Annotated in this window: 11 protein-coding genes; 3 read left to right on the top strand and 8 right to left on the bottom strand. The window is 68.3% G+C overall.

Features of this window, described 5'->3' with window-relative positions; genetic code table 11:
• Positions 1–3: 3 nt before the first annotated feature.
• Positions 4–441 carry a hypothetical protein gene (locus tag SZ55_RS10045; protein WP_044405075.1) on the bottom strand — a complete coding sequence of 146 codons (438 nt, stop codon included), beginning with the start codon at positions 439–441 and terminating at the stop codon, positions 4–6.
• Positions 442–530: 89 nt separating this feature from the next.
• Here SZ55_RS10045 and SZ55_RS10050 point away from each other — a divergent pair, with 89 nt between their 5' ends.
• The gene (locus SZ55_RS10050; protein WP_044405078.1) at positions 531–974 is read left to right on the top strand and encodes a universal stress protein; all 444 of its coding nucleotides are present in this window, start codon (positions 531–533) and stop codon (positions 972–974) included.
• A 19-nt stretch (positions 975–993) separates the two neighbouring features.
• On the opposite strand, the gene SZ55_RS10055 is transcribed toward SZ55_RS10050, so the two are convergent.
• Both SZ55_RS10055 and SZ55_RS10060 read right to left on the bottom strand, forming a co-directional pair.
• Positions 994–1,680 (bottom strand): DUF6901 family protein, encoded by a 687-nt coding sequence (locus tag SZ55_RS10055; protein ID WP_044405081.1) that lies wholly within the window; start codon positions 1,678–1,680, stop codon positions 994–996.
• Positions 1,681–1,703: 23 nt separating this feature from the next.
• Positions 1,704–3,629 carry an ATP-binding cassette domain-containing protein gene (locus tag SZ55_RS10060; protein ID WP_044405084.1) on the bottom strand — a complete coding sequence of 642 codons (1,926 nt, stop codon included), beginning with the start codon at positions 3,627–3,629 and terminating at the stop codon, positions 1,704–1,706.
• Between the two features lie 180 nt (positions 3,630–3,809).
• Here SZ55_RS10060 and SZ55_RS10065 point away from each other — a divergent pair, with 180 nt between their 5' ends.
• Entirely contained in the window at positions 3,810–5,738 is a 1,929-nt protein-coding gene (locus SZ55_RS10065) for a transglycosylase SLT domain-containing protein (RefSeq protein ID WP_044405088.1), read from the top strand.
• A 75-nt stretch (positions 5,739–5,813) separates the two neighbouring features.
• Here the strand turns inward: SZ55_RS10065 and SZ55_RS10070 are convergent, their stop codons facing one another.
• From SZ55_RS10070 to yegS, 3 genes are all read right to left on the bottom strand, one after another.
• Positions 5,814–6,617: an MOSC domain-containing protein gene (locus SZ55_RS10070; protein ID WP_044405090.1), complete on the bottom strand. Its 804-nt coding sequence runs from the start codon at positions 6,615–6,617 to the stop codon at positions 5,814–5,816.
• Between the two features lie 78 nt (positions 6,618–6,695).
• On the bottom strand, positions 6,696–7,622 hold the full coding sequence (locus tag SZ55_RS10075) for a chemotaxis protein CheV (protein ID WP_044405093.1): 927 nt from the start codon (positions 7,620–7,622) through the stop codon (positions 6,696–6,698).
• A gap of 131 nt (positions 7,623–7,753) precedes the next feature.
• The gene (yegS, locus tag SZ55_RS10080) at positions 7,754–8,659 is read right to left on the bottom strand and encodes a lipid kinase YegS (protein ID WP_044405096.1); all 906 of its coding nucleotides are present in this window, start codon (positions 8,657–8,659) and stop codon (positions 7,754–7,756) included.
• A gap of 207 nt (positions 8,660–8,866) precedes the next feature.
• Between yegS and SZ55_RS10085 the strand changes: the two genes are divergently transcribed.
• Positions 8,867–9,565, top strand: coding sequence for a pirin family protein (locus SZ55_RS10085; protein ID WP_044405100.1), 699 nt, complete (start codon positions 8,867–8,869; stop codon positions 9,563–9,565).
• Between the two features lie 103 nt (positions 9,566–9,668).
• Here the strand turns inward: SZ55_RS10085 and SZ55_RS10090 are convergent, their stop codons facing one another.
• Positions 9,669–11,228: an FGGY-family carbohydrate kinase gene (locus tag SZ55_RS10090; protein ID WP_044405102.1), complete on the bottom strand. Its 1,560-nt coding sequence runs from the start codon at positions 11,226–11,228 to the stop codon at positions 9,669–9,671.
• 20 nt (positions 11,229–11,248) lie between these two features.
• On the bottom strand, positions 11,249–12,820 hold the full coding sequence (locus SZ55_RS10095; protein WP_044405105.1) for a glycerol-3-phosphate dehydrogenase/oxidase: 1,572 nt from the start codon (positions 12,818–12,820) through the stop codon (positions 11,249–11,251).

The following is a 12,820-nucleotide window of genomic DNA, read 5'->3' on the forward strand; positions in this document are numbered from 1 at the left end:
GCGTCAGTCGATGGCGCGCAGCACCTCGGCGATGCGCTGGAGGTCCTCCGCCGTACCCCGCTCACCCCAATACAGCGCCACCATCTGCGGCGTGGTCTCGATCTTGTAGACATCGGCAGGCAACCCCGCGAAACACCCGAGCAATACAGGGTCTTCCAACGGCTCGCGCCACTGGTTGACCCACTGCCCGGGTGCCACCTGCCAATAGGTCCATGCCCCCTCGGCCCCACGGCGGCGGGCACGGTGGAACTGCGCACAGGAAGGCGGCGGCTCGACCGGCAGCCAGTGCGGCCATTCCTGCCGCGCCAACTGCATCGCCAGCCCCATGCGCCGGGCCTGCATGCGCAGGTCCATGCGCCCGCGCTGCCCCTTGGAAGGCAACAGCCAGACCAGCGGACTGAGCACAGCGAGCAGGAGAAACACCACCAACCACAGCGTCATAACTGCATTCCCATGATGAAAATCATGCCGGCACGCTCCCATGGCGGCCATACTTCATGCCAGGTGCAACCTTAAGGAGGAGTCACCCCATGCCCTACCAGCACATCCTGGTCGCCATCGACCTCACCGACGAATGCCACCCCGTCGTGCGCCGCGCACAGGCCCTGGCTCAAGCCTCCCAGGCCCGGCTGTCCCTGGTGCACATCGTCGAGCCCATGGCCATGGCCTTCGGCGGCGATGTCCCCATGGACCTCTCCATGCTGCAGCAGCAGCAGTTCGAACAGGCCCGCGAGCGCCTCGACGGCTTCGCCGGCCTCTACCCCGAGATCAGCGCCGAGCAACGTCACCTGACCTACGGCCAGCCCCGCCAGGAGATCCACCGGCTGGCAGAAGAACAGGGCTGCGACCTGATCGTGGTCGGCAGCCATGGCCGCCACGGCCTGGCCCTGCTGCTGGGCTCCACCGCCAACGACGTCCTCCACGGCGCGCCTTGCGACGTGCTCGCGGTGCGTCTCAACAAATCAGAGAAATAACGCGGCTGCCGACGAAGGCCTACATGAAGCCTTCGTCGGCACTCATCACCAGGGGACGGATCTTCTGCAGCTGCGTTTCCAGCGAGTAGGTCATGCTGGACGCCATGGAGAAAAAGGTCAGGAAGGCCTTGAGGTTCGAATCCCCTTCGCACACGTCATGGATGCGCTGCCAGAACGCCTGGTTCACCAGCTGCAATTGCTGGAACAGCCTCACCAGCCCCTTCAGCTCCCAATCGGCATGTCGCCCCTCACGCATGTTGAAGTACTGCCGCGCCAGGTAGAGCGACACCGCCCTCAGGATGAACTCCTGGTTACTGGCGAACGGCAGGTGCTGCTGGGCCATCGGCTTGAGACGCCCCAGGACCGGGCAGGCACTGGAGGCCATGATCACCCCCAGCAGCGCCCGCAAGCCCTCTTCCAGGCCGACGTGCTTGGTGTACTCGCGCTCCGGCGTGCGCACCATGAACACCGCCTTCTTGAAGGCCGGCAGGCCGTGGAAGTCCTCGATCACCCGGTGCAGGTCGACGGCTGCCGGGCAATGGCTGAAGCGATCACGTGAGAGCGGGCAATTGCTGCACTGGTTGAAATCCAGGCGCGTCCACTTCGGCGCCGTCGCCGCGCGCTCCTGGTCATATTCCCGGTCCAGCTCGATGCGATAGCTGAACTCGTGTTCATCGTCCAGCGTGATGCGGTACTCGACAGCCATGGGCTCTCCGACTCAAACAGACATCAATCTTCCAGTTCGGCCCAGCGCTCCAGCAGGCGGTCCAGTTCCTGCTGCTGCTGCTCGAAACGCTCCAGTACCGCGCGGGTCTGCTCTGCGGGGCGCTGGTAGAACGCCGGGTCGGAAATCTCCTGCTGGACGGCCTCCATCTCGGCCTCCAGGGCCTCGATCTGCCCGGGAAGGGCTTCGAGCTCACGCTGCAATTTGTAGCTGAGTTTCTTCTTCGGCGCCTCGCCGGCCGGCTTCTCGGCCGCCTGCGCAGGTGCCTCGGCGACGGCCGGCGATTCGGCACGGGGCTCGGCCTTGGCACTGCGCCCCTCGCCCACGCCCAGCAGGCGTGGCGAACCACCCTGGCGCAGCCAGTCCTGGTAGCCACCGACGTACTCGCGCACCCGGCCTTCACCCTCGAACACCAGGGTGCTGGTCACCACGTTGTCGAGGAAGGCCCGGTCGTGGCTGACCATCAGCACGGTGCCCGGGAACTCCAGCAGCACCTCTTCCAGCAGCTCCAGGGTTTCCACGTCGAGGTCGTTGGTCGGTTCGTCCAGCACCAGCAGGTTGGCCGGCTTGCTGAACAGCTTGGCCAGCAACAGGCGCGCACGCTCGCCGCCGGACAGTGCCTTGACCGGCGTACGCGCGCGCTGCGGGCTGAAGAGGAAATCGCCGAGGTAGCTGAGGACATGACGGTTCTGTCCGCCCACGGTAATGAACTCGCGCCCTTCGGCGAGGTTGTCGATCACCGTTTTCTCCGGCTCCAGCGCATGGCGCAACTGGTCGAAGTAGGCCACCTCCAGCTTGGTACCGACCTCGATGCTGCCCTGGGTCGGCTGCAGGTCACCCAGCAGCAGCTTGAGCAGCGTGGTCTTGCCGGTGCCGTTGGCGCCCAGCAGGCCGATACGGTCGCCACGCTGCAGCACCATGGAGAAGTCGCGGATCAGCAGCTCACCGCCCGGGTGGGCGAAAACCACGTTCTCCACCACGATCACCTGCTTGCCGGATTTGTCCGCCGTCTCCAGCTGGAAGGTCGCGCGCCCCTGCCGCTCACGGCGTTCGGCACGCTCCATGCGCATCGCCTTGAGCGCACGCACACGGCCCTCGTTACGGGTCCGCCGGGCCTTGATGCCCTGGCGGATCCACACCTCTTCCTGGGCCAGGCGCTTGTCGAACAGCGCGTTGGCGGTCTCTTCCGCCGCCAGCTGCTGCTCCTTGTGCACCAGGAAGCTGGCGTAGTCGCCGTTCCAGTCGATCAGGTTGCCGCGGTCCAGTTCGAGGATGCGGGTCGCCAGGTTCTGCAGGAAGGAACGGTCGTGGGTGATGAACAGCACCGCGCCACCGAAGCCCGACAGGGCCTCTTCCAGCCAGGCGATGGCACCGATGTCCAGGTGGTTGGTGGGCTCGTCCAGCAGCAGCAGGTCCGGTTCGGAAACCAGCGCCTGGGCCAGCAGCACGCGGCGGCGCCAGCCACCGGAGAGCTCCGCCAGGGTCTTGTCCGCCGGCAGCTGCAGGCGGCTCAGGGTGCTGTCCACCAGTTGCTGCAGGCGCCAGCCGTCCTTCGCCTCCAGCTCCTGCTGGACATGGGTCAGGCGCTCAAGGTCGTGCTCGTCGCGGATGTTCTGGCTCAGGTGGTGGTACTGGGCCAGCAACTCGCCAACGCCAGCCAGGCCCTCGGCCACCACGTCGAACACCGTGCGCTCGTCGGCACGGGGCAGCTCCTGGGGCAATTCGCCGATCTTCAGCGCCGGAGCCCGCCAGATCTCGCCGTCGTCCGCGTGCTGCTCGCCCTTCACCAGGCGCAGCATGCTGGACTTGCCGGTGCCGTTGCGGCCGATCACGCAGACCCGCTCGCCCCGGGCGATCTGCCACGACACCTTGTCCAGCAACGGCATGGCGCCATAGGCAAGGGAAACATCGCTGAACTTGAGCAGGGTCATGGGGGCCTCCGAAAGATGGGCGCGCATTCTACCCCGATTGGTCATCGCCACGGCCGCCATTTTTTCATCATGTTTCCCCCCTCCGACGAGACTCCACCTGCACCCGGCAAACGGCTAAGCTACGCACCTCCGGTGGCCCCGTGGCCGTCGCCCACTACGTTTTCTCTACCCGGAAGTGTCATGCGCGGTCGTCTGCTCAGCCTGTTCTCCTGCCTGCTTCTCACCACCCTCACGCTCGACGCGGCCCATGCGGTGCCCCTCGCCCAGCAGCGGCAGATGTACGACGAGGCCAAGCGCGCCCTGGCCAAGGGCGACAGCGGCCCGTACAAGCGCTACGCCAGCGCGCTGGCCGACTACCCGCTGGAGCCGCACCTGGCCTACGACGAGCTGACCGCCCGCCTGAAATGGGCCAGCAACGAGGAAATCGAGAAATTCCTCGCCGAGCATGGCGACCTGCCCCAGTCCAACTGGATGCGCCTGCGCTGGCTGCGCTGGCTCGCCGAGCGCGGCGACTGGAAGACCTTCGTCAACCACTACGACCCCAAGATGAACTTCACCGAGCTGGACTGCCTCTACGGCCAGTACCAGCTCAAGCACGGCCTCAAGGCCGAAGGCCACAAGACCGCCGAGAAGCTCTGGCTGGTGGGCAAGTCCCAGCCCGAGGCCTGCGACGTGCTGTTCGAACTCTGGCGCGCCGACGGCCAGATGACCGAACAGATGCGCTGGCGCCGCGCCAAGCTGGCGGCCGAAGCCCGCAACTACGGCCTGGCCAGCTTCCTGGCCAAGAGCCTGCCGAGCCTGTCCACCCAGGGCAAATTGCTGGTGGACGTCGCCCAGAACCCGCAACTGCTCAGCCAGACCGCCCGCTTCAGCCCCGCCGACCGTGCCATGGCCGACGTGGTCGGGCTCGGCCTGCGCCGCCTGGCCCGCCAGGACCCGGACAAGGCCACCACCCTGCTGGACGCCTACGCCGCCCGCATGCCCTTCTCCAGCGAGGAGAAGGTCGCCATCGCCCGGGAGATCGGCCTGGCACTGGCCAAGCGCTTCGACGCCCGCGCCCTGCAGCTGATGACCCAGTACGACCCCAAGCTGCGCGACGACACCGTCAGCGAATGGCGCGCGCGCCTGCTGCTGCGCCTGGGCCGCTGGCAGGACGCCTACCAGCTGACCCGGCAGATGCCGCCATCGCTGGCCAGCACCAACCGCTGGCGCTACTGGCAGGCCCGCAGCCTGCAGCTGGCACAGCCGCAGAGCGCCGAAGCCACCCGCCTCATGCAGCCCCTGGCCCGCGAGCGTGACTTCTACGGTTTCCTCGCCGCCGACCGCATCCAGGTGCCGTACCAGCTCAACAACAAGCCGATGGCCATCGACCCCAAGGTGATGCAGAAGGTGCGCAACACCGCCGGCATCCGCCGGGCCATGGAGTTCCATGACCGCGGCGAGATCGTCGACGGCCGCCGCGAGTGGTACTACGTCAGCCGCCTGTTCAGCCGCGAGGAACTGGTCGCCCAGGCCAAGCTCGCCTACGACATGGAGTGGTACTTCCCGGCCATCCGCACCATCAGCCAGGCCCAGTACTGGGACGACCTGGACATCCGCTTCCCCATGGCCCACCGCAGCACCCTCACCCAACAGGCCAAGGTGCGCGGGCTGCATTCCAGCTGGGTGTTCGCCATCACCCGCCAGGAAAGCGCCTTCATGGCCGACGCCCGCTCCGGCGTGGGCGCCATGGGCCTGATGCAGCTGATGCCCGGCACCGCCAAGGAGACCGCGCGCAAGTTCGGCATCCCCCTTGCCTCGCCCCAGCAGGCGCTCAATCCGGACGTGAACATCCAGCTCGGCGCCGCCTACCTGAGCCAGGTGCACGGCCAGTTCAACGGCAACCGCGTGCTCGCCTCCGCCGCCTACAACGCCGGCCCCGGCCGCGTGCGCCAGTGGCTCAAGGGCGCCAACCACCTGGCCTTCGACGTCTGGGTGGAGAGCATCCCCTTCGACGAGACCCGCCAGTACGTGCAGAACGTCCTGTCCTACTCGGTCATCTACGGCAAGAAGCTCAACGCCCCGCAGCCCCTGGTGGACTGGCACGAGCGCTTCTTCGACGACCAGTGATCCCCTCCTGAAACAAGACGGGCGCCCATCGGCGCCCGTCTCGTTTAATCGTCCTGCTGCAGCGGGGTCAGCCCCTCACTCCAGCACCTCCACCGCCATCCCCACCTCCAGGGCGCCGCTGCTGCGGTTGATCAGGTTCTGCCCGAAGAACACCTCGCCCTCCCGCTCCCGATAGGTCTTCAGGGTGGTCAGTGGTTCCCGGTCGGCACTGCGCTCGCCGGTGGCCGGGTCGATGGTGGTGAGGATGCAACGGCTGCAGCCCTTGGCAACGCTGAACTCCACGCCGCCGATGCGGATGCGCTTCCAGCTGTCCTCGGCATAGGGTTCGCTGCCCTCCACCACCAGGTTCGGGCGGAAGCGCAGCATCTCCAGCGGGCGACCGACCCGCGCCGACAGATCATCGTGGGAGGCCTGGCCGATCAGCAGCAACGGGTAGCCGTCGGCAAAGCCCACCTTCTCCTCCGGCAGCAGGCTGCCCGGAATGTCCCGGGCACGCTCGGCCGGCACGTGCACCAGGCGGCACGGCTTGCCGATGAAGCGGCTCAGCCACTCGGCCGCCTCATCGCCGGCATCCGGCACCCGCATCGCATCGCTCCAGATCAGCGCGCTGCGCAACTCCGCCTCGGCCCCCGGCAGGGGCACCTCCAGTTCCGGCAGGCCGGCGGCACGCAGGCTCAGGCCACCCGTGGCGTTCCAGCGGGCGCTGAGCTGGGACATCTGCGGCAGTGCACGTTGAGTGAGGAAGCGCCCGTTGCTGGCGTCCACCAGCATCCAACGGCGATCACCGGCCAGGCCGAGGCCGTCCAGCTCGGCGCGCGCGAGGGGCTCGCCGATGGCGGATTTCATGGGGTAGCGATACAGGGCGGTGAGACGCAGCATGGGCCAGCTTCCATCAGGCGGTCGGAAGCGTCCCTTATACGGAATCGGCGACGGGCGGCCAAGCCCGTCGCCCGGCGGTCAGTTGCCCTTGCTCAGGCGGTCCGCCACCACGTCGACCAGCTTGTCGGGTTGGAACTTGGAGAGGAAGTTGTCGCAGCCCACCTTCTTCACCATGGCGTCGTTGAAGCTGCCGGATAGCGAGGTGTGCATCACCACATAGAGATCACGCAGGCGCGGGTCGTTGCGGATCTCAGTGGTCAGGCGGTAGCCGTCCATCTCCGGCATCTCGGCATCGGTGAAGATCATCAGCAGCTTGTCGGTCATCACCTCACCGGAATCCGCCCACTTCTTCAGCAGGTTGAGGGCCTTCAGGCCGTCACTGGCGGCATGGGTGCGGATGCCCAGCTGGGACAGCGTCTCACGCAACTGGGTCAGGGCGACGTTGGAGTCGTCCACCAGCAGCACTTCGCGGCCACGGGCACGCTCCAGCAGCGGGTTACCCAGTCGCTCCTCCGAAACGCGGGTGCTCATGGGCACGATCTCGGCCAGCACCTTCTCCACGTCGATGATCTCGACGATCTGGTCCTCCACCTTGGTGATCGCCGTCAGGTAATGCTGGCGGCCGGCCCCACCGGGCGGCGGCTGGATGGACTCCCAGTTGAGGTTGAGGATGCGATCCACGCCCCCCACCAGGAAGGCCTGCACCGAGCGGTTGTACTCGGTGACGATGATGGTGCTGTTCTGGTCCGGCACCAGCGCGCGCATGCCGATGGCGCGGGACAGGTCGATCACCGGCAGCGTATGGCCACGCAGGTTGACCACGCCGCAGACGTAGGGATGGCGCTGGGGAATCAGGGTCAGCTTGGGCAGTTGCAGGACTTCCTGCACCTTGAACACGTTGATGGCGAACAGCTGACGGCCCACCAGTCGGAACATGAGGATTTCCAGGCGGTTCTCACCCACCAGTTGGGTGCGCTGGTCGACTGTGTCGAGAATACCGGCCATTGCATGCTCCTGTAGAAAATTCCAGCCGGGCTGCGGCTGCTTCACCTTATCGGCAGGGTGATGGGATAACTGTAGCCGTCATGGCGGGGAGCCATCATGCACCACCCCGGCGCACCACACCAGAAGGCGGCTCACGGCACGGCAGCCTGTAGCAGCGGCGAACCCTCCGGCAGATGTAAGCGTAGTGCGTTACGGCGTGCACTGAAGCGAACCTGCCGACATTCCAGCGGCTCGCCGTCCAGATTCACATCCAGCCCCTCCGGCGCCTCCACCTCCACCCAGGGCAGACGGGCGGTCACCGACACCGCCTCCAGGCCGCGCATGCCGCCCGACAGCAGCGTCCCCAGGGTGCCCACCACGTCCTGCGGCGCCGGCACGATGCACAGGTCGAGCAGGCCGTCGTCCACCAACGCACGGGGGCAGAGCACGTGCCCGCCGCCCGCCTGGCTGCCGTTGCCGATGCCCAGGGCGAGGAACTCCCCCTCCCAGGCGAAATCAGGCCCACGGAAGCGCCCGAAGGCGGCATGCACCTCCGAGAAGCGCGTCAGCCCGGTGAGCAGGTAGGCCGCCCCGCCGAGCACCTTCTTCAGATCCTCCGAGGTGTTGGCCGTGACCTTGGAACCGAAGCCGCCGGTCGCCATGTTGAGGAACAGCCGCCCGTCGGCTTCCCCCAGGTCGATGGCCCGGGCCGGCACGTCCAGCAGCGCCAGCGCCTCGCCGGGCACCAGCGGTACCCCGGCTGCGCGAGCGAAGTCGTTGGCGGTGCCCAGGGGCAGCAGGGCCAGGCTGGCGTCCTCGTCCGACAGGGCAATGGCCTCGGCCACGTCCCGCAGGGTGCCGTCGCCGCCCCCGGCCACCAGGGTGCGGTAGCCGGCCGCCAGGGCCTCGTCCACCAGCCGGCGGGCATCGCCGCCTTCCCAGGTCACCCGCACCGCCAGCTCCCAGCCCGCCTCACGGCGGGCCATCACCGCCGCGCGGACCTCTTCGTTCATGGCCTGCTTGCCATGCAGCACCAGCACCGCCTTGCGTTCAGTCATTAATCGCTCCACGCCGGGAATGGGCCCGAGTATAGGCACGCACCCAGGGAAAAAGTGAAAAGGCCTGTCAGCCAAATCCAAAACAACCATCGAACACATCGATAGCTGGAACCCAGAAATCCCGCTTCTTCACCGCCTCCAGTCGATGGATCATGGCCACCATTGCACCGGGGAGCCCAACCCACCCCGGCCCGACAGGAGATTCCCATGATCGACGTACGCCCCTTCCAGCAACTCGGCACCGCCCAGCATGGCTGGCTGAATGCCCGTCACCACTTCTCCTTCGCCGAGTACCACGACCCGGCGCGGATGAACTGGGGCCAGCTGCGGGTGTGGAACGACGACGAGATCGCTCCGCACTCCGGCTTCCCGCCGCACCCGCACCGGGACATGGAGATCATCACCTACGTCCGTGACGGCGCCATCACCCACCAGGACAACCTCGGCAACAAGGGCCGCACCGTGGCCGGCGACGTGCAGGTGATGAGCGCGGGCACCGGCATCGCCCACTCCGAATACAACCTGGAGGACGAGACCACCCGCATCTTTCAGATCTGGATCATGCCCACCGAGTTCGGTACGGCGCCGTCCTGGGGCACCCGACCGTTTCCCAAGGGGGAGCGCGCCGGCACCTTCGTCACCCTCGCCAGCGGTATCGACGAAGGCAGCGATGCCCTGCACATCCGCGCCAATGCCCGGCTGGTAGCCGCCACGATCAAGGCCGGCCAGACCGCCGAGTACCACCTCGAACCCGGCCGCAAGGCCTACCTGGTGGCGGCCCAGGGTCGCTACGAAGTGAACGGCATCCCCGCCCAGGCCCGGGACGGCGTCGCCGTGAAGGATGAAACGCACCTGTCCTTCAGCGCCCAGGAAGACACCGAGATCGTGCTGGTGGACGTGGCCTGAGCCAAAGCAGAACGCCCCCGGTGGCAACCACCGGGGGCGTTCCATTCAAGCCGTAGCCCGGGCTTCAGCCCGGGATCACGACATGCCCGTGCCCCGGATCCATTCAGGCCGGGTAGCCGGTGATGTCGCGGATCTTCTGGTACAGCGGCTTCAGCTGCCGGTACATGTTCAGGTACACCTCGCGGTACAGCTGCTCGTACACCCGCCGCGCCTCCGGGTTGGGCTGGAACACCTGCCCCACCCGCGTCATCGCCGCGATGGCCGTGGGGAAGTCCGGGTGCAGGCCCAGGCCAACCGCGCAGTCGATGGCCGCCCCCAGCCCCGAGGTCTCGAACACATGGGGCCGCTCCGCCGGCAGGCCGAAGATGTCCGCCGTCAATTGCATCGCCGCATCGCTCTGGGAGCCCCCGCCGGACACCCGCAGCCGGGTGATGCGCGTGCCGGAGCGCTTCTCGATACGCTCCTTGCCCTGGCGCAGGGCGTAGGCCAGTCCTTCGAGGATGGCCCGGTAGATGTGCGCCCGGGTGTGCACGTCGCCGAAGCCGATGATCGACCCCTTCGCCTCCAGCCCCGGCTCACGGATGCCCGGGGACCAGTACGGCTGCAGCGTCAGCCCCATGGAGCCGGGCGGCACGCCGTTGACCAGCTCGTCGAACAGCGCCTCCGGCTCCACCCCCAGCTCCCGCGCCCGCTGCATTTCCCGCAGGCCGAACTCCTGCTTGAACCAGCTGACCATCCAGAACCCGCGGTAGATCATCACCTCGGTATTGAAGTGGTCCGGCACCGCCGCCGGGTACGGCGGGATCAGCGGAATCGTCTCCAGGTAGCGCTGGCGCGTGGTGTTGATGGTGGCCGTGGTGCCGTAGGAGAGGCAGGCCGTGTCCGGCGCCACCCCGCCCGAGCCCATCACCTCGCAGGCCTTGTCGGCAGCAGCGGCCACCAGCGGCAGCCCCTCGGGGATGCCGGTCAGGCGGCTCGCCTCGGCGGTGATGCGCCCCAAAGTCTCGCCCGGCTTGCACAGGTCCGGCAGCTGCTCGCGGCGCACCGGCATCGCCTGCCACTTCCAGTCGCTCGGCTTGGCCCAGTCCAGGCGCTTGTAGTCGAACGGCAGGTAGGCCACCTGGCAGCCCACCGAATCCACGAAACGGCCGCACAGCCGGTGGGTCAGGAACCCCGACAGCAGCAGCACCTTGTGGGTCCGCGCCCACAGCTCCGGCTGGTTCTGCGCCACCCAGTTCACCTCCGCCTGGGTGCGGAAGTGGTCCACCGTCGGCTCCAGCCGCAGCAGGCGGAACAGCCAGCCCCAGGGGCCCTTGATGCGGCCCTCGGCCTCGGCGCGACGCTGGTCCAGCCAGATGATCGCCGGGCGCAGCGGCTGGCCCTGCTCGTCGACGTGGATCACCGTGCCGCGCTGGGTGGTAAGGGCCACGCCACGGATCAGGCTGCGGTCGATGTCCACCGACGCCCACAGCAGGCGGCAGGCCTCGGCCAGGCTCGACCAGTAGTAGTCCGGGTCCTGCTCGGCCCAGCCGGGCTGCTTGGAGTAGTAGGCCTCCAGCGGCACCTTGCCCTTGCCCACCAGGTTGCCCTGCAGGTCGAACAGCAGGGCACGCACGCTCTGGGTGCCGTTGTCGATGGCCAGCAGGTAGCTCGTTTCGCTCACGGTGACGTCCTTTCTTGTCGTTATGCGGGCAGGCTGTAGTACCGGCGCCACAGTGCCCGGTATGCCTGCTCCTCGTGCGCCCAGCGCGCATCGTCCCATTCCAGCAGTGGCTGGCACAGTGCGCGGATGCGCGGCAGGTACGCCTGGCCGCCCTCCGCCACCAGCAGGCCCAGCCGCGTGCGGCGCAGCAGCAGATCATCCAGGTGCAGCACCAGCTCACCTTCGGCCGCCCAGGCCAGTTCGGCCCAGAGCACCTCGCTGCCGCCCACCCGCTCGCTCCCCAAGCGCTCCAGCCAGGGCGCCAGCCGCGCCAGTTCCGGGCCATGACGGCCCGCCAGGCGCCGCTGCAAACCCGCGCCCACCGGCAGGGGCGGCAGCGGTGCCGGCATGAACACCGCCGAACCGTGGTCCGCCACTTCGCGCCCGGTGAACGGCGCGCAGGCCTGCAGCACCTCCAGGGCCAGCAGGCGGAAGGTGGTGAGCTTGCCCCCGGCCAGGGTCACGCAACCGGGCTCCGTCCACAGCGCGTGCTCGCGCTTCTCGTCGGAGGGCTTGCGACCCTCGGCCCCATCGCTGACCACCGGCCGCACGCCGGCCCAGGTGGAGAGCACATCGGCGCGGCCGATGGCGGCATCCGGGAACTGCGCGGCGCAGGCGGCCAGCAGGTAGTCGACTTCCTCGGCGCTGATGGCTGCGTCTTCGGTCAGCCCCGTGCGGTGGTCCAGGTCGGTGGTGCCCACCACGGTCGCGCCCTCCCAAGGGAAGACGAACACCGGACGCCCGTCACCCGGGTGCATGAAGCTGATGGCATGGGCCAGCGGCAGGCGCCAGGCCGGCAGCAACAGGTGGCTGCCCCGCAGCGGGCGGATGTGCTCCGGCCCCTCGCGACGGCGCAGCTCGTCTGCCCAGGCGCCGGTGGCCAGGGCCACGGCGCGGCTGCGAAACGCCAGCCGCCCGCCGCCCTCGGCGTCCTCCGCCACCAGGCCGGTCACCCGCCCCTGGTCGCGAGTCAATTCCAGCACCCGCATCCCGTTGAGGGCCTCACCGCCCTCGCGCCGGGCCTCGGCCAGCACCCGCATCACCAGGCGTGCATCATCCGTCACGGCATCGAAGAACTGGGTCCCGCCCTGCAGCCCCGCCTCGCCCAGCCCAGGGGCCAGGAAGCGCAGTTGCGGCAGCGGGTGGTAGCGGTGGTTGCGCACCCCGGCCAGGGCGTCGTACAGCGCCAGCAGCGTGCCGAACACCCGGGGACCGGGAAAGCCGCCGCGATGGGGCATCACGAAGCTCAGCGGGTCCACCAGGCCGGGCGCCTCCGCCAGCAGGCGCTGGCGCTCGCGCACCGAGTCGCGGGTGAGGCCGATCTGCCCCTTGGCGATGTAGCGCAGGCCGCCGTGGACCATCTTCGACGAGCGGCTGGAGGTGCCCCAGGCGAAGTCGCGCTGCTCCAGCAGCAGGCAGGACCAGCCCCGCCGCGCCGCCTCACGCAGGATGCCGGCACCGGTGATGCCGCCCCCGACCACGATCAGGTCCCATTCCTGCGCAGCCAGCGCCGGCAGCGCGGCCGCCCGCCAGGCGGCGTTCCAGGTCGCCAC

Source organism: Pseudomonas sp. FeS53a, from assembly GCF_000931385.1.
Taxonomy (GTDB): Bacteria; Pseudomonadota; Gammaproteobacteria; order Pseudomonadales; family Pseudomonadaceae; genus Metapseudomonas; species Metapseudomonas otitidis.